This is a genomic window from Candidatus Dormiibacterota bacterium, assembly GCA_035544955.1.
GTDB lineage: Bacteria > Chloroflexota > Dormibacteria > CF-121 > CF-121 > CF-13.
This window is the reverse complement of sequence record DASZZN010000050.1, coordinates 33,031-48,728: the sequence shown is the minus strand read 5'-3', so window position 1 is coordinate 48,728 and position 15,698 is coordinate 33,031. Positions and strand designations below refer to the sequence as shown.

Genomic DNA, 15,698 nt, shown 5'->3' with positions numbered 1-15,698 from the left:
CACGCGCGACATCGCAATCCTCATGGCCTTATCGAATTACCGCTACCTCGATCGTGATCAAGTCGAACAGCTCTTCTTCCCCAGTCGACGCGTTTCCCAGAGACGGATCAAATGGCTCAAGGATCAGGGTCTCATCTACCGCTGGCTCATGATCGAACCTCCCGGTTGGACCCGATTGCACTCACTCTTGCTGCTGTCTCCGCGGGGGGCGGGGGTGCTCGCAGCGTGCCTTGGCCGGGAGCCGCGACCGCTCGTTCGTCTAGCCGAGGAGTACCGCGATCATTGCTTCAACGTTGGGCACGACCTGGGAGCTAACGCGTTCTTCGTCGCGCTGGCCGTCGCCAGCGGCTCGCTGGCGAATGAGGGCCTGTATCACTGGGTGGGCGAGGAGCGTTGCCGGCGACTGCTGCGTGAGGATGCCGGTCCAAAGTATGCGCCAGCACCTGACGGCTGGGGTCGCTACCTGGTTGCAGGCCGAGAAGTCATCTTCTTCCTCGAGTGGGACCGGGGTACGGAATCCGTCGACCGCCTTCTCCGAAAGTCGGCGAACTATATCCGCTACTTCGTGAGGCGAATAGCCGCCGACCATAGCCATATCCTGTTCGTGTTTCCCTCGTTGAACAAGGAGCTGGCCTATCACAAGGGCCTCGCCAAGCAGCTGCCGGCCGAGGAACGTTGCTGCGTCTTCTGGACGACCACCGTGAACCAACTCCAGGTACTCGGGTCGCGGGGACCGATCTGGTGGAAGGTGGGTCGACGGGCGCTGAGCGACGGCACCGCTCGTGCGCCTTTGGGCAGCCTTGCCGGCCGTCCGGAGCACGGTTATGCCGCCGCGAACTGTATAGGCAAGCCCGATTGGTGGGACCGGAGACCTGCCGGAGGTCAGGTTTGACGCGCACTGGCCCCTCTGAGGGGCCAGAGTCTGTCCCCTTCAATGTCGCAGGACAAACCTGACTGACTAGCGGTCGAGCCGCGTCGCCCAATTCGGATCGCGTGCAGCCAAGCTCGTCGTTCCAGAGCTTGGATCCTACTGCGAAGGCGAGGAAAACCCGAGTGGAAAAGCCTCCTCGGCGGAAGTCGGCCCAGCCGGTTCATGATTTCAATCCTGCCAACGTCTCGATCACGTCGAGCATCCAAGCCCTTGACAGCTCAACGCCTTCGGGATTACCTTCGCGACACCCCGGTTGTGAGTCCCGGGGCGGTGACGCGATTCAGGCGTACGCGGAACTTATCTGCGCGTTCTGGGCTGCTCATCGCAGAGCAACAGCGGGCAACCATCCGGAGCACAAAGAGGCGGCTTAGTGGCGAACTCAGCGACCATCAAGCGGGCGGCGATCTACATCCGCAAATCCCAGGTCTACAAGGGCGTGCGGCATATCTCGCCAGAGATGCAGCGAGACGCCTGCATCCGCTGGTGTGAGGATGACGGCTACACATACGAGGTCTTCGCCGATGTCGAGGGCCACAGCTCCGGTGGGACAGACAAGCGTCCCGGTTACCAGGAGTTGAAGCGTCGCCTAAAGGAATTCAATGCGGTCGTGATTCATAGCCTCTCTCGGCTATCGCGGAACAAACGTGATTACTTCTCGTTCCTCGAAGATCTTCGGAAACACAACATCGACTTTGTTTGCATCACCCAGAAGATCGACACGACAACTCCATACGGCCGTGCCTTTCTGGGCATGGCGGTCGTTTGGTCGGAACTTGAGCGCGAGCTCGACGCCGAGCGAGCGACGCAAACCATTGCGGTCAAACAGAATCGCGGTGAACATTGCGGCACGATCCCACTCGGTTACGACCGCGACCATGGCGTCCTCAGGCCTGCCGCTGACGTACGCGAGATCAAGCTAGTTCGTTTGATCTTCGACCTGTACGGCACCGGCCAATATTCGGACGTGTCGCTGGCACGTCACCTCAATGTTGCCGGCTATCGCGGGAAAAACGGCATCGAGATAACCGACAAAGCGATCCGCACGATCCTCAACAACCATGAGCTCTACCTGGGATACATCAAGCGGCATTGGCGCCGACCCGACCGCGAGCTGATCAAGGGGAGTCATCCACCCCTCATTACCGACGCCCAAGTACAAGTCTCGCAGTCGATCCGAAGCAGGAACACGCTTACGAAATTGCGAGAAGGCCGGCAGAAGAAAGCCGCGGAGCATCGCACCTATTTGCTCGCGGGCATCGTCCGCTGCGCCTACTGCGGTGGACCCATGTGGGGTGGTGCCACCTCGTCGAATCGGGGCCGGCGCTATCGCTGCCGCCATATCGGTGTCGAGCGCTGTCCGCAACGAATGGTGACCGCTGAGGTCGTGGAACGCCAAGTCCTTGAGCTTCTACGCTGGTTCGACATACCCGTGTCTGCCCACGAGGGCGTGGCCAAGGCCGTGATCAGCCTCTGTCGGGCCACGGGTGGAGATGACGACTACGTCCAGGCGGAGACGGCGCGCCGCGAGCTCGCCCTGCGGAGGCAGCGCACCCTGGAGATGTACCGGGACGGGCTCTGCGACAAAGCGTTCCGGGACAAGTCTCTCGCGGATATTTCCGAAGAGGAGGGACGGTGGGATTATGCGACCTCAACCCCCGGCATGTCCCCCCTCCAAGCCCTCGAACTCGTTCGTGGCTTCGCGGCCGCCGTTCAGGAGTCGAGCCCGGAGGCCCAGCGTGAGGTCGTCGAGCGGGTGTTCACCCGGATCGCTATCCGAGATGATCAGGTTGTCGACGTGGACATATACCCGGTATACGCCGAGGCTTTCAGGTGGTATTTACGACCCCGAGCGGATTCGAACCGCCGATCTCCTCCGTGACAGGGAGGCATGTTAGACCACTACACCACGGGGCCGCGGAAGCCCAGTATATATAAGGTTGCGCCGGCCTAAGCGCGCATTCGCGGTTCCTCTTTCCCGATCACGAAGCGCTCGATCACCTGCGCGACACCCGCCTCCCCGATCCGCCCGGTGACGTAGTTGGCGACGGCTTTCAGGGCGTCGGGCGCCTGGCCCATAGCCACGCCGAAGCCGGCCCAACTCACCATGTCCTCATCGTTCGTGTTATCCCCGATGGCGCAGACCTCCGCCTGCGCAATGCCAAGCCGGTCCGCCACCATCGCCAGCGCCCGCGACTTGGACACCTGCGGGTTAATCACCTCGACGAACCAATCGAGCGACCGTGTGACCCGCCCGATATCGCCCATCCAGTCGGTCAACTCAGCTATCCGTTTCGGCACGTCAGCGGGGTCAAGGTCGACGAGGACCATCTTGGTCGAGTCCTGTTTGACCCATTTCGAAAGGGGCCCCACCACCTCGTAGGGCACCATCGCGATCCGGGCGTAGAGATCCGCCTCGGGCCGCGCGCGCGCCGTGTAGACGTGCTCGGCGACATAGGCGTTGACGTGCCAGTCCCGGGGCTCGGCAAACGCCAGCACCCGCTGTTGCATCGGCACGGTCAGCTCGCACCGAGACCAGATATCGCCGCTGGCGATCTCGCGGACCACCGCCCCCTGGTAGTTGATGATCGGGCCCGTCAGGCCAAGTGGTTCCGCATAGCGCTGTGACGACTTGAACATGCGGCCTGTCGCCAGCACCACCTTGACGCCCGCGGCAGTGGCCGCCTTAACCGCGGCGACGTCCCGCGGGTCCATCTCCAGCCGGTCGTTGACCAGCGTGCCATCAAGATCGATGGCCAGCAGCCGGATGCGCACCTAGTGGCGGACGGCGAGCGCTTCCGGGTTGACCAGGTTGGGCGGGGTCTGCCCCTCGACCGCCGCGATCACGTTCTTCGCCGCGGTCTCAGCCATGGCGGCTCGGGCCGTCACCGTGGCGCTCCCCAGGTGGGGCAGCAAGACGGCGTTCCAGCAATCGGTCAGCCCCGCCTCGGTCTTCGGCTCCCGCTCGTAGACGTCGAGACCCGCTCCCTTGATCCAGCCTTCTTTGAGCGCCCGCACCAGGGCCTTCTCGTCGACGATCGGTCCGCGCGCGGCATTGATCAGGTAGTGCTCAGGCCCCATCAACTTCAGCTCCCGTTCGCCGATCAGGTGGCGGGTCTGATCGTTCAAGTCGGCGTGAATGGTCACGAAGTCGGCCTTGCGCAGCAGCTCGTCGAGCGGGACGTACTGGGCGCGCAGCTCGGACTCCACTTCGGGGCTGGCCCGGTGCGCGTCGGAATAGAGGATCGACATGTTGAAGCCCAGGCCGCGCCGCGCTACGGCCTGCCCGATTCGACCGAAGCCGATGACGCCCAGCACCTGGCCATAGACATCGCTGCCGAGCAGGAGGTCGGCCTTCCAGCCCTTGAATTTCCCTTCCCGAAGAAACCGGTCAGACTCCACCACCCGGCGGGCGACCGCCAGGATGAGGGCGAACGCCAGGTCGGCGGTCGCATCGGTCAGCACGCCGGGCGTGTTGGTGACCAGCACCCCGCGGCGGGTGGCAGCCGCCACATCGACGTTGTTGTAGCCGACGGCGTAGTTCGCCACCACCCGGAGGTGAGGCGCGGCCGCCATGATTTCATCGGTGATCGGGACATTGACCATGCCGACGATGCCGATCGGATCCGCTTCGGCAATGTGCCGCTTCAGCGTCTCGGCCGGCATCCCTTCCGCCTCCATCATCGTGACCTCGAAGCGCTCCCTGAGCATGTCGATGCCAGGCGACGGCAGGGGCAGCGTGACGAAGACACTGCTCATGCCGGGCGACGGACGCGCAGGTCGAGCAGCATGACTTCCATGGCAAGGCGAGGATTTACATTCTGATCGATCAGCAACTGGGTACGCTGAGCCGCCGCCAGCGATGCCCGCACGTGGTCCACGGGGACCCGGGCCGACCACGCTTCGAGCGCGGACCTCCGCTCCGCCGGCATCGAACTCAGGACGCCAGCCTGGAGCAACATTGCGTCGCGGAGGAAGGCGGTGAAACCGCGGAGGGCATCCGCGGCTACCAGCCGCATCTCGGCTTGCGGGCCCTGGCCGAACCGCGCCGCGTAGGTCAGCACACCGTCGACGTCCTCAAAGGCCAGCGCCGCCAGTTGCTCGGCCCAGCGGTCGATCCGCACCACCCAATCGCGGTCGGTGAGCGCGCGCGCCGCCCATCCTGGGCGGCCATGCGCAAGCCCGACGAGCGCTTCGGCCTCCGCTTCATTCGGCTGACGCGCCTTGATGAAGCCGACCATCGCAGGCCTTCCTACTGGCGAAAGGGCTATCACCTGGCAGCGCGACAGGCAGGTGGGAAGGAGATGATCCGGATAGGCCGTGGTCAACACCAGGACGGTGTTGGGAGGGGGCTCTTCGAGCGTTTTCAGCAGGCAGTTCTGCGCGGCCTCGGTCATCCGTTCGGCATTTGCCAGGAGCGCCACCCGGAGCGGCGCCACGAATGGTTTCAGGCTAAGGAACTGCTGGAGCGATTGCTCGTGGGTCGGAGCCCCGCGTTCCGGATGAAACCGGATCTCGTCGATGCTGATCGCCTCCGGCCGGTCATCCGACCAGAAGTCCGGGTGGACCTCGAGGCGCGACGGCTGCCCTTCGCCCAGGAGCAGCTCTTCGGCGAGCGCCCGCGCGACGGCGGTTTTGCCGATCGCTTCCTCGCCGGTGAGGCAGTAGGCATGGGCCAGGCGGCCGGCTCGCTGGTGAGCTCGCAGGATCGAGATGGCTCGATCGTGCCCGGCGATCGCGGCAAAACCTTTAGGCACAAGTGCCGTGCTTCGACGAGTCCGCGAGGCTGGCATGGCGCCCACCTTAACAACTCTTTCCTTGACCGTGCCCGAACCTACTCCTATTCTGTAGGCGTTTCCGACAGCGTGACTGTCATCTTGTAGGCATCGTCGCGTTCCACCGCCCGTCGCAGTTCTCGTCACAGCACTGATTCCGATGGATGCCGAAGAAACCGACCAGCAGAAGAAGATTCGCGAGCTGCAGGCAATCATCGCGAAAGGCCTGAACGGCATCAACGACTGCCGCTACAAGAACGAGTGCGAATTCGCCTGCGCCTGCCCCGGGACTTGCTGATCTAGGCCCGCACCCCGACCGCCCCGCAGGGAGCCTGCTATAATCCATAAAGGATTCTTTATATGGCATCCTCTCCCCTCCTCAATAATCCCTCCCTGCGCGAATTCCGAGCCCATTACCAGGCCCTGGCCAGCATTACGCGCCTGCGCATCCTTCAATACCTGGCCGGCATTCCGGAGATCACCGTTCTCGAGCTCGCCGATGCGATCGGCATCAGCCAGCCTCGCCTGAGCTGGCACCTGCGGATGTTGCGACGCGGCCAGCTGGTCCGTGCGCGGCGGGTGGGGCGCACGATTCACTACTCACTCAACCGGGAAGGCCTGCACGCCTTCCAACGAGAACTGACGACTCTGATCGCGCCTCGACCTCGGGTCAAGGCGCTGCAACACGAATGGAGGCAGGTGTAATAAGCGATGGCAACAACAAAGAACGGCAGCCGGCACAACGGCCGAACGCCAAAAACCACTGGCGTTCGCCGCGATGCCGGGTCGCGCCGCAAGGTCCGGGTCGCGATCCTCGGCGTAGGTAACTGCGCCTCGTCGCTGGTCCAGGGTATCGAGTATTACCGCGATGCGAAGCCCGGAGCCTCGGTCCCGGGCCTGATGCACGTCGACCTGGGCGGCTACCACATCAAGGATATCGAGTTCTCCGCCGCCTTCGACATCGACAAAGAAAAGGTCGGCAAGGACCTGTCGGACGCGATCTTCTCCGGGCACAACAACACCGTCAAGTTCGCGGAGGTCCCTCACCTGGGCGTCAAGGTCGAGCGCGGCATGACCCACGACGGACTCGGGAAGTACCTCTCGGAGATCATCACCAAGGCCCCCGGCCCGACGGCTGACATCGTCGGCATTTTGAAGGCGACCAAGACCGATGTCGTGGTGAATTACCTTCCGGTTGGGAGCGAAGAGGCGGTCAAGTGGTATGCGGAGCAGGTGCTCGAGGCCGGCTGCGCGTTCGTCAACTGCATGCCGGTCTTCCTCGCGCGCGAGCCCTACTGGCGCGGGCGCTTCGAGAAGCGCGGCATCCCGATCATCGGCGACGACATCAAGTCGCAGGTCGGCGCAACCATCGTCCATCGCGTGCTGACCCGGCTCTTCGAGGATCGGGGCGTCAAGCTGGAGCGAACCTACCAGCTGAACTTCGGCGGCAACACCGACTTCCTCAACATGTTGGAGCGGGAACGCCTGGTGTCGAAGAAAATCTCAAAGACGAACAGCGTCAAGTCGCAGATGAAGGTCGATATCGGCGCGGACAACATTCACATCGGGCCGTCCGACTACGTGCCCTGGCTGGGCGATCGCAAGTGGGCCTACATCCGGCTGGAAGGCCGCTCCTTCGGCGACGTCCCCCTCAACGTCGAGCTCAAGCTCGAGGTCTGGGACTCTCCGAACTCCGCCGGTGTCGTGATCGACGCCATCCGCTGCTGCAAGCTTGGCCTCGACCGCAAGCTGGGCGGAGCCCTCGATGGGCCGTCGTCGTACTTCATGAAATCACCGCCAACCCAGGTCACGGACGGGGTTGCCCACCAGCTGACCGAAGCCTTCATCGCCGGGACGCCCGTCGACGGCAAGGCCGACGAGCGCGCCCAGGCCGTTCCCGCCCGGGAAGCGACCGCTCGGCGCTAATGCTCCTCCCTCGGCTCTTCAGGCTGGGGAACTGGGTCATGCGGGCGCTTCCGCCTGGGGTTCGCTACCCCCTCGCGGCGGTTACCGGGCGCTGCGCGTTTTACCTGATGCCGCGACGCCGCCGAGTGGCCTTCGAGAACTTCGGGCAGGTCCTCGGCTTGCCGTGGGACGACCCGTTGGTGAAGCGGACCGCGCGGCATGCCTTCGGCAACTACTTCAAGATGTTCGCCGACTTCATGTTGATGGACACCCTCAAGCCCGAACAGATCCGACGCATGGTCCGTCCTCAGGGCATCGAGCGGATCGACGCGGCTCTCGCCCAGGGCAAGGGCGTGGTGGTCGTCACCGCCCACGTTTCGAATTGGGACATCCTGGCCGCCGCCTCCGCGGTGTACGGGTACCCGATCAGCGCTGTGACCAACGATCTACCCAGCGGTGGCCTCAACGAGTTGGTGATCGCCTCCCGCGAGCGGATCGGGATGAAGATGATCGGGCTCGGCCCCGGCAGTCTGCGCCAGATCATCAAGGCGCTCGGAAGAAATGAGCTGGTGGCGCTCGCAAGCGACCTGTACAGTGGTGATCGTGGCGTCCGCGTGCCTTTCTTCAACCGGCCCGCAATGTTCCCCTCAGGCCCGGCTGCTCTCGCGTTGAAGACTGGCGCGCCGATCCTGCCCGTCTGGTGCCGGCGTCAGCCCGATAACCTCTATATCGCCGAAGTGGAGGCGCCCATCGAAGTCAGCCGCACCGGCAACACCCAACGCGACATCCAGGTGACGACGGAGCGGATCGTGCAGTTCTTCGAACGGATCATCCGCCGCGAGCCCGACCAGTGGCTGGTTTTCCTCCCCGTCTGGCGGCTGGAGCAAGCGCCGCAGAGTCCGGGCTCACCCATGCAACCGGTCCTCGACCCGTCGTGATGACCTATCTCGGATTCCGGCTGATCGAGGGCATCCTCGCGCGCTTGCCACGGCGGCTCGCGTATGCGATCGGTGTGGTCACGAGCACGCTGGCGTTCCCCTTGCTCGCCCGTCAACGCAAGGCCCTCGAGTCGAATCTGCACCACGTCTTGCCCGAGATGCCCGGGCCGCAGCTCCGCAAGCTCGCCTGGCGCAACTGGCTCAACTACACGAAGGCCTGGATCGATTTCTTCAAGATCCCTCGCATGGACCGCCGCAAGCTCGGCACCCTACTGACCCCGTATGGACTCGAAAATCTCGACGCCGCGATGGCCGGTGGTAAGGGCGTCATCGTGGTGGCACCGCACATGGGATCGTGGGAACTGGCCGCGGCCAGCTGGGCGGCCACCTTCGGTGAGATCGGAGTCATGGTGGAGCAAATCGAACCGCGCCGGCTCTTCGATCACGTGTCGAGCCTTCGCTCGCGAATGAACATCCGCGTGATCCCACTGAGCCGCACCGGCGCTCGGGACATCATGCGGATGCTGAAGGAGCACCGGATGGTGGTGCTCGCCATGGATCGTGACATTTTGAACACCGGCCGGCAGTTCAAGTTCTTCGGCCGTCTCACGTCGTTTCCCACCGGTCCCGTCGAGATCGCCCTCAAGACCGGGGCGCCGATCCTGCCCGCCTTCTGCATCCGGGACGCCGATGACGCCTACATCGCCATTGGGGAGCCGCCACTCTTCCTCACCCCAGGTGAAGATCACCGGGCAGACGTACGAGGTGCCATGGAACAGATCCTGGCCACGTTTGAACGGTATATAAAGAGGTATCCGGACCAGTGGCACGTACTCGAGCCAATCTGGCCGGAGAAGCCCGTCGTCCCGGCCGTCACCATTCCGTCACCGCCGGCGCAAGCCGCAGTGGGCGATTAAGGAGGATCTCGTGGGCAAAGCCGATTTTCACATCCATACCTCGTTGAACGACGGTACCGCCACCGTCCGGGAGGTGCTCGACTACGTTCGCGACCGCACCGATCTGGACGTGATGGCGATCACCGACCACGACCGCCTCACCGGGAGCTACCAGGCGCTCGAGATGGCTAATGAGTATCGCTTCGAGGTGGTGAGCGGCTGCGAGATCACCACGCTGCACGGGCACCTGCTGGCGCTCTTCATCGACAAGCCCATCCCCATGTGGCGTCCGCTCGATTGGACGATCGGCAAGATCCACGAGCAGGGCGGGCTGGCGATCGCGGTCCACCCCTTCTCCATGCTTACCCGGAGCATTGGATTTCGCTCGTTCGACGGCATCATGAAGCATCCGTCACCTGACATCTACTTCGATGCGGTGGAGACCTTCAACCCTTCCGTCGCCGGTCGGACCTGCGCCGCGAAGATCGATCGCCTGAACAAGAGCCGCTTCCACCTTCCGGAGGTCGGCTGCTCCGACAGCCACCACCTCCAGGGAATCGGCACCGGGTTCACGACCTTCCCCGGCAAGAGCGCACAGGACGTGAAGAAGGCCCTCCTGGCAAGCCAGACGAAGGCATTCGGGGAGTACTGGGATTTCGTGACGCATCGTCGTATCGCCCAGCTGAAGTTCCGGCGCATCGGCCGCAACTGGGCCCGCATGGGGCGGTCCGCCGTTCGAGCTTTCGCCCGAGGCTAGGGAAGTGAGGGGAAGTCGCTGATGAAGGTCGGCCTCGTGTCGGCCTATGACTACGCACATCCGGGTGGGGTCACCGAGCACGTCCGATATCTCGCGGCCGGACTAAGGCGACGTGGTCATGACGTCACCGTGTTTGCGCCCTGCTCGGACAAGGAGCTTGCGGATCGTGACAGCGACTTCATTCGCGTCGGCCGGCCCTTCCCCATCCCCATGCACGGTTCCGTGGCCCGCATCACCGTCAGCCTGCATCTCACCAACAAGATCAAACATTATGTCCGAGACGGCGGCTTCGATGTCCTTCACTACCACGAGCCGCTGATGCCGGTGTTGCCGGTTACCGCACTGCGGTTCTCGAAGACGATCAATATCGGGACCTTTCACGCCTTCGCCCGCTCCAACATCGGCTATTACTACGGCAAGCCGCTGCTGAAGCGCTATGTCCGGCGGCTTCATGCGCGGATCGCCGTCTCGAATCCGGCCCGCGAGTTCGTGCGCCAGTATTTTCCGGGCGATTATCGCGTCATCCCGAACGGGATCGACGTCAAGCGCTTCCAGAACCAGGCCCCCTACCCCGAGCTGCGTGACGGCATGTGCAATCTGCTCTTCGTCGGCCGGCTGGAGTACCGCAAGGGCCTCGGTTACCTGTTGCGCGCCTTCGCTCAGCTCAAGCCGCAGTACCCGAACCTGCGCCTCATCATCGTCGGCGACGGGCCGCTGCGACGCTGGTACGGCAACTTCCTGGCCCGTAAGCAGCTCGATGATGTCGTGATGGCCGGCTACGTGCCCGCGTCCGACCTGCCGCGTTACTACGCCAGTTGCGACATCTTCTGCTCACCGGCGACCGGCGATGAGAGCTTCGGTATCGTCCTGCTGGAGGCGATGGCGTCGGGCAAGCCGATCGTCGCCACCAGCATCGACGGCTTCCGTGAGGTCGTCACCCACGGCCGAGACGGGCTGCTGGTCGAGCGCAAGAGCCGCCGCCAACTGTCCTACGCCCTGCAGACGCTGATCAACAATCCAGCACTCCGCCAGGAGATGGGCCAGGCCGGACTTCAGAAGGCACGCCGCTACGACTGGGAGCGCATCATCGACGAGGTCACGGACGTCTATCGCCAGGCGCTCGACCACGCGCAACCGGCGCCATCGGCGCGTCTCGAGCCGAGTCTGAGTCCGCGCTGATGTTTACCCAGAAATTCCAGGCATGGGTACGCCGCTGGGCGGAGCGCTTCGTCAGCGTCTTCCGCGAATCGCCGATCACGCCGAACATGCTGACGCTCTTCGGCCTGGTCATCACCGGCGCAGGCGCCTTCCTCGTCGCCATCAATCAGTTGCTGCTGGGCGGCCTGGTGCTCACCGTCGCCGGTTTCTTCGATGTCTTCGATGGCGCCCTCGCCCGCGCCGCAGGCAAGGTCTACCGCTACGGCGCCTTCCTCGACTCCACCGTCGACCGCTATTCCGAAGGCGTCGTCTACCTGGGAATCTTGATCTACTTCCTGCGACAGCACGACGGGCTGCAGCCGATCATCGTCTTGATCGCTCTGGCCGGCTCATTCCTCGTCAGCTACGTGCGGGCGCGAGCGCAAAGCCTGGGCTTCACCTGCGACGTGGGCATCCTTGCCCGACCCGAGCGAGTCGTCATCATCGTGGCGGGCCTGCTGCTCGAGTCGTTCGGCCTCAAGGTCGGGTCCTGGACGCCATTGACGCTCGCACTACTCATCCTGGCGGTGGGTACCAACTTCACCGCGGTCCAGCGCGTCTGGGTCGTCTGGCAGCAGAACCGGGCTGAGCTACGGGCCACCCGTGGGCAGGCCGCCCCATCGCCCACCGACAAACCTCGCGAACCGCAACCGGTCCGGGCGGCCATGCGGCGCTTCTTCGAGAACCTGGGTAATCCCTGACCCGTTCGTCGGCGGGTCGCGCCACTCGGTATCATGTGGGCGTGCAGGTCGCCATCTATGCCGACCACGATCCGGGCGGCAAGAAATTCATCGCCACCCTGAAGCGTCGCCTCAAGAATGAAGAGATCCGCGCCTGGCAGATCCAGAAGTTGGCGCCCTTCACGCTGGTGCACGCCGGCGATCGCTACACGAAGATCCGCGTGACCTTCGTACCGGCCGGAACGCCCAGCTTCAGTCGCGCTGCCAGGGCCGGCCTGCTGGGCGCCTTCAAGAACCCAGAGCCGACGCTGCTCGCCACCATCTCGGCCGGGCCGTCCGCCGACCGCGTGCTGGGCTTCGTGGTCGGCATGCTGACCCGCCACGCCGAGCCGCTAGGCGTGTCGGGCGTCGGCATCCCCCTGACCGGGTAAGCCTCGAGCCGCTAGCTCGTCTCGGTCTCGGTGGCCACGCCGCCGCGCAAACCGAAGAGATGCTTCTGCCACGCGAGGTAGATCACGATCGCGACGTTGATCAGCAAGATGCCGATGCGCACCGGCGTCTGTCGGTTGAGCACCTCGCTCACCTCCAGGGGGATGCCGATGCAACCGGCGATCACCGTGAGGTACTCGGCCCAACGGCGTCGCCGCGCCAGCCCGACCGCTTCCGTCAGCTCCAGGACCCCGAAGAGGACCGCACCGATCCCGATGAGCAGCACGGTCCGCGAGGAAAACCCGCCGATAGGACGAAGGATGGTGCTCAGGAGCCGAGGAATCAATCGCCGCTCAGGGTTGACGTCGAGCTCGGCCACCCACTGGCGAACCAGCGACACCACACTGCGGCTCCGGGTCAGCAGCGCGATCCCCAGGATGAAGACCAGCGTGCCGCGGATGGCGCGTTCAAGGATGATCAAGCGCACGATGGTGTCGACCGGCTGCGTTTCCCGCCCAAGCTCGCGCTTGGCCTCCTGCCAGAAGGTCACTGCGGGAGCGCCTCCAGCAGGCGATTGAGATCCTCGTCGCTGTTGTAGTAGTGGGGCGAGGCGCGCAGGAAATCACTGCGCAGTGAAAGGATGACGCCGGCCTCGCGTAAGCGAGTATGCAGCTCGGCCGGGACCATCCGGGGGTGGCGGAACGACACAATGCCACAACGTTCGGATGGCAGCGTAGGTTTCAGCACCAGCTCATAACCCCGGCGCGGGAGCTCGTCGCGCAACCGATCGGCGAGCCGAAGGACGACGTCTTCCACCGTCGGCGGGCTGGCCCGCAGCAGGAGATTGACCGCCGCGCCCATCCCGAGAATGCCTGGATAATTGGGCGCCGCCTCTTCGAAGCGGCGGGCGTCCGGCTTCAGCGTGATGTCATAGTCGAAGTACTCCTCGTCACGGACCACGCTGTCGGTGCCGATCGTGACCGGGCTGAGTCGCTCCAGCATCCGCGGTCCCACGTAGGCGAAGCCCACGCCGATGGGGCCCAGCAGCCATTTCTGCGCACCCGCGCACAGGAAGTCAACGGGCGTCGCCGAGAGGTCCAGGCGCATAGCACCGACCGCCTGGATCGCGTCCACCACGAGCAAGACGTCGCGGCCTTTGAGCGCCGCACCGAGGGCTCCGAGGTCGGTCCGAAACCCGCTCCAGAACTGGACTGCGCTGATGGCGAGCACGCGAGTCCGCTGATCGCAGAGCCGCACCAGGGCCTTGACGTCGATCCGGCCGTGCGCGGGACGGTAGAGGCGCAGGTCGACACCTTTTCGCTTGAGGCCCATCCACGGGTAGATATTGGCCGGAAATTCCCCATCGACGCCCACGATGTTGTCACCTGTCTCCCAGTCGAGGCCGGCCGCGACGAGACCAAGCCCGGCGGTCGTGTTCTTCGTAAACGTGATCGATTCCGGCCCGACCGCCAGCAACTCCGCGACCCGGCCGCGCACCTGAGTGCGAAACCGCGCCCAGTGCGCCAGGTCGAAGGGTTCCTCCGTCATGCGGCCGAGGAACACGTCCATCGTGGAGCGGACCGGCGTCGCCAGCGGGGCGATGGACGCGTGATCGAGATATGCGTAGCGGCGCGTGATCGGATAAAGCGCTCGCATCTCCTGCGGCGTGAGCGGCATACCTTGGGCACACTACACTAGGCATGTTGGGCGAGGCGACCACCATTGATCTCTCCGACTTCGAGCGGGTCGACATGCGCGTCGGCCGGGTCCTTCTGGCCGAGCCCTTTCCGGAAGCCCGCAAGCCGGCCTACAAGCTTCGCATCGATTTTGGCCCGCTCGGCATCCGGCGGTCCAGCGCCCAGCTGACGGCGCACTACACGCCGGACGAACTGCGCGGCAAGCTGGTCATCGCCGTGCTCAACTTTCCCCCGCGGCAGATCGGTCCGGTGCGTTCCGAGGTGCTGGTCCTGGGCGTGCCCGATCCGGACGGCGCCGTGGTCCTGCTCGAGCCAAGCCTCGACGTTCCTCTCGGGGGTCGCGTCTTCTGAGCGTGCCGCCGCTGACGCCCTACCTCGTCAGTGAATGGCACGATCCGGCGACCGGCGCCCGCGGATGGTTCGTCATCGATCGGCTGGTTGGCGGGATGTGCTCCGGTGGCATCCGCATGCGTCCAGGCGTCACGGTCGACGAGGTCACCCAGCTAGCCCGGATCATGTCCCACAAGATGGCCGTCCTCGACATCCCGTACGGCGGCGCGAAATCAGGAATCGACTGCGATCCGGCGTCTCCGCAGGCGCCCGCGGTGCTGCGCGGTTTCGTCGAGGCCATCCGCCCCTTCATCGCCGAGCGCTACGCAACGGGGGCCGACCTGGGCACGCGCGAGGACGACATCATCGCGGCCTGCCAGCTGGCCGGGCTGACCCATCCGCTCCAGGCCGGGTTCAAGTCCGAAGGCGGCGCCGGGCTCAGCCGCGTCAAACAGGCGCTGGCGCTTGCCAGTGAAGGCAACCCGATCACCGAGCTGATCGCCGGCTACGGGGTCGCGGAATGCACCACCGAGGCGACCGAGGTGCTCGGGCTGCCGCTGAAGGGCGCGACGGTCGCGCTCCAGGGATTTGGCAACGTTGGGGGTGCCGCAGCCCGTTACCTGGACCGGGCCGGGGTCCGCATCAGTGTGGTGGCCGACATCGAAGGAACGATCGTCGACGAGAACGGCCTCGATGTCCCGCACCTGCTCTCGATCCGCGACCGCTTCGGCCGCGTCGACCGGCGACGTCTGAAGCCGGGCGCGCGTTGCGAGCCGGAGCCCGCCTGGCTCAGCCATCGGGTCGACATCATGATCCCGGCGGCGATCGGGAACGCGATCCGCGCCGACAACCAGGCGGGCATCAACTGCCGCCTGCTGGTCGAAGCCGCGAACAACCCGGTCACGGCCGACGCTGAGGCGCAACTGGAACGTCGCGGCATCACGATCCTGCCGGACTTCGTCGCCAACGCCGCCGCCGCGTTTCTCTTCTGCGGCCTGCTGGAAAAACGCCTGGAGCCAAACCTCGATTCGATCTTCACGGTCACCAGCCGCCAGCTCCGCAGCACCACGCGCGAGCTCCTCGAGCGGGCAAGGCGGGAGGGCGTCTCGAACCGTCGTGCCGCCGAGGAGATCGCCGAAGCGCGGCTGCGGGCGCATCGCCCCTAG

Annotated in this window: 19 protein-coding genes and 1 tRNA gene; 12 read left to right on the top strand and 8 right to left on the bottom strand. The window is 64.7% G+C overall.

From position 1 onward, the window contains the following. Window positions 1-892: replication-relaxation family protein (locus VHK65_18095; protein ID HVS08062.1), on the top strand; the 892-nt coding region annotated here is incomplete at its 5' end. A gap of 667 nt (window positions 893-1,559) precedes the next feature. Here VHK65_18095 and VHK65_18090 read toward each other — a convergent pair. The 6 genes from VHK65_18090 to VHK65_18065 all read right to left on the bottom strand — a co-directional run bounded on the left by VHK65_18090 (window position 1,560) and on the right by VHK65_18065 (window position 5,721). After that, window positions 1,560-1,808, bottom strand: coding sequence for a hypothetical protein (locus VHK65_18090; protein HVS08061.1), 249 nt, complete (start codon window positions 1,806-1,808; stop codon window positions 1,560-1,562). Window positions 1,809-1,847: 39 nt separating this feature from the next. Beyond that, window positions 1,848-2,327: a hypothetical protein gene (locus tag VHK65_18085; GenBank protein HVS08060.1), complete on the bottom strand. Its 480-nt coding sequence runs from the start codon at window positions 2,325-2,327 to the stop codon at window positions 1,848-1,850. Window positions 2,328-2,771: 444 nt separating this feature from the next. Then, window positions 2,772-2,845, bottom strand: a tRNA-Asp gene (locus VHK65_18080). Between the two features lie 33 nt (window positions 2,846-2,878). Then, on the bottom strand, window positions 2,879-3,703 hold the full coding sequence (locus VHK65_18075) for a Cof-type HAD-IIB family hydrolase (GenBank protein HVS08059.1): 825 nt from the start codon (window positions 3,701-3,703) through the stop codon (window positions 2,879-2,881). Then, window positions 3,704-4,687 (bottom strand): D-glycerate dehydrogenase, encoded by a 984-nt coding sequence (locus VHK65_18070; GenBank protein HVS08058.1) that lies wholly within the window; start codon window positions 4,685-4,687, stop codon window positions 3,704-3,706. After that, complete coding sequence (locus VHK65_18065; protein HVS08057.1) at window positions 4,684-5,721, bottom strand: AAA family ATPase; 1,038 nt, start codon at window positions 5,719-5,721, stop codon at window positions 4,684-4,686. The genes VHK65_18070 and VHK65_18065 overlap by 4 nt, the downstream gene beginning before the upstream one ends. 142 nt (window positions 5,722-5,863) lie before the next feature. On the opposite strand from VHK65_18065, the gene VHK65_18060 reads away from it, so the two are divergent. The 9 genes from VHK65_18060 to VHK65_18020 all read left to right on the top strand — a co-directional run bounded on the left by VHK65_18060 (window position 5,864) and on the right by VHK65_18020 (window position 12,507). After that, a complete protein-coding gene (locus VHK65_18060) occupies window positions 5,864-6,001 on the top strand; it encodes a hypothetical protein (GenBank protein HVS08056.1) in 138 nt (45 codons plus the stop codon). A 62-nt stretch (window positions 6,002-6,063) separates the two neighbouring features. Next, window positions 6,064-6,408, top strand: a complete 345-nt coding sequence (locus VHK65_18055; protein ID HVS08055.1) for a metalloregulator ArsR/SmtB family transcription factor — start codon at window positions 6,064-6,066, stop codon at window positions 6,406-6,408. 6 nt (window positions 6,409-6,414) lie between these two features. Continuing rightward, window positions 6,415-7,629 (top strand): inositol-3-phosphate synthase, encoded by a 1,215-nt coding sequence (locus VHK65_18050; GenBank protein HVS08054.1) that lies wholly within the window; start codon window positions 6,415-6,417, stop codon window positions 7,627-7,629. Beyond that, window positions 7,629-8,546, top strand: a complete 918-nt coding sequence (locus VHK65_18045; protein HVS08053.1) for a lysophospholipid acyltransferase family protein — start codon at window positions 7,629-7,631, stop codon at window positions 8,544-8,546. Before VHK65_18050 ends, VHK65_18045 begins: the two co-directional genes overlap by 1 nt. Beyond that, on the top strand, window positions 8,546-9,463 hold the full coding sequence (locus tag VHK65_18040) for a hypothetical protein (GenBank protein HVS08052.1): 918 nt from the start codon (window positions 8,546-8,548) through the stop codon (window positions 9,461-9,463). Before VHK65_18045 ends, VHK65_18040 begins: the two co-directional genes overlap by 1 nt. A 10-nt stretch (window positions 9,464-9,473) precedes the next feature. After that, the gene (locus VHK65_18035; GenBank protein ID HVS08051.1) at window positions 9,474-10,199 is read left to right on the top strand and encodes a PHP domain-containing protein; all 726 of its coding nucleotides are present in this window, start codon (window positions 9,474-9,476) and stop codon (window positions 10,197-10,199) included. Between the two features lie 21 nt (window positions 10,200-10,220). Further along, the gene (locus VHK65_18030) at window positions 10,221-11,378 is read left to right on the top strand and encodes a glycosyltransferase family 4 protein (GenBank protein ID HVS08050.1); all 1,158 of its coding nucleotides are present in this window, start codon (window positions 10,221-10,223) and stop codon (window positions 11,376-11,378) included. Beyond that, on the top strand, window positions 11,378-12,097 hold the full coding sequence (locus tag VHK65_18025; protein ID HVS08049.1) for a CDP-alcohol phosphatidyltransferase family protein: 720 nt from the start codon (window positions 11,378-11,380) through the stop codon (window positions 12,095-12,097). The genes VHK65_18030 and VHK65_18025 overlap by 1 nt, the downstream gene beginning before the upstream one ends. A gap of 41 nt (window positions 12,098-12,138) precedes the next feature. Next, complete coding sequence (locus VHK65_18020; protein ID HVS08048.1) at window positions 12,139-12,507, top strand: hypothetical protein; 369 nt, start codon at window positions 12,139-12,141, stop codon at window positions 12,505-12,507. Between the two features lie 11 nt (window positions 12,508-12,518). On the opposite strand, the gene VHK65_18015 is transcribed toward VHK65_18020, so the two are convergent. Continuing rightward, window positions 12,519-13,055, bottom strand: coding sequence for a DUF2127 domain-containing protein (locus VHK65_18015; protein HVS08047.1), 537 nt, complete (start codon window positions 13,053-13,055; stop codon window positions 12,519-12,521). Beyond that, a complete protein-coding gene (locus VHK65_18010) occupies window positions 13,052-14,182 on the bottom strand; it encodes an aminotransferase class V-fold PLP-dependent enzyme (GenBank protein HVS08046.1) in 1,131 nt (376 codons plus the stop codon). The genes VHK65_18015 and VHK65_18010 overlap by 4 nt, the downstream gene beginning before the upstream one ends. A 23-nt stretch (window positions 14,183-14,205) precedes the next feature. Here VHK65_18010 and VHK65_18005 point away from each other — a divergent pair, with 23 nt between their 5' ends. Both VHK65_18005 and VHK65_18000 read left to right on the top strand, forming a co-directional pair. Next, window positions 14,206-14,553 carry a tRNA-binding protein gene (locus VHK65_18005; GenBank protein ID HVS08045.1) on the top strand — a complete coding sequence of 116 codons (348 nt, stop codon included), beginning with the start codon at window positions 14,206-14,208 and terminating at the stop codon, window positions 14,551-14,553. A gap of 2 nt (window positions 14,554-14,555) precedes the next feature. Beyond that, window positions 14,556-15,698: a Glu/Leu/Phe/Val dehydrogenase dimerization domain-containing protein gene (locus VHK65_18000; protein ID HVS08044.1), complete on the top strand. Its 1,143-nt coding sequence runs from the start codon at window positions 14,556-14,558 to the stop codon at window positions 15,696-15,698.

Excerpts from the sequence above, each read along its gene's own strand:
- VHK65_18090 (HVS08061.1), bottom strand. The coding sequence starts at position 1,808 with ATGGTCGCGGTCGTAACCGAGTGGGATCGTGCCGCAATGTTCACCGCG.
- VHK65_18070 (HVS08058.1), bottom strand. The coding sequence starts at position 4,687 with ATGAGCAGTGTCTTCGTCACGCTGCCCCTGCCGTCGCCTGGCATCGAC.
- VHK65_18065 (HVS08057.1), bottom strand. The coding sequence starts at position 5,721 with ATGCCAGCCTCGCGGACTCGTCGAAGCACGGCACTTGTGCCTAAAGGT.
- VHK65_18060 (HVS08056.1), top strand. The coding sequence starts at position 5,864 with ATGGATGCCGAAGAAACCGACCAGCAGAAGAAGATTCGCGAGCTGCAG.
- VHK65_18055 (HVS08055.1), top strand. The coding sequence starts at position 6,064 with ATGGCATCCTCTCCCCTCCTCAATAATCCCTCCCTGCGCGAATTCCGA.
- VHK65_18050 (HVS08054.1), top strand. The coding sequence starts at position 6,415 with ATGGCAACAACAAAGAACGGCAGCCGGCACAACGGCCGAACGCCAAAA.
- VHK65_18045 (HVS08053.1), top strand. The coding sequence starts at position 7,629 with ATGCTCCTCCCTCGGCTCTTCAGGCTGGGGAACTGGGTCATGCGGGCG.
- VHK65_18040 (HVS08052.1), top strand. The coding sequence starts at position 8,546 with ATGACCTATCTCGGATTCCGGCTGATCGAGGGCATCCTCGCGCGCTTG.
- VHK65_18030 (HVS08050.1), top strand. The coding sequence starts at position 10,221 with ATGAAGGTCGGCCTCGTGTCGGCCTATGACTACGCACATCCGGGTGGG.
- VHK65_18025 (HVS08049.1), top strand. The coding sequence starts at position 11,378 with ATGTTTACCCAGAAATTCCAGGCATGGGTACGCCGCTGGGCGGAGCGC.
- VHK65_18010 (HVS08046.1), bottom strand. The coding sequence starts at position 14,182 with ATGCCGCTCACGCCGCAGGAGATGCGAGCGCTTTATCCGATCACGCGC.
- VHK65_18005 (HVS08045.1), top strand. The coding sequence starts at position 14,206 with ATGTTGGGCGAGGCGACCACCATTGATCTCTCCGACTTCGAGCGGGTC.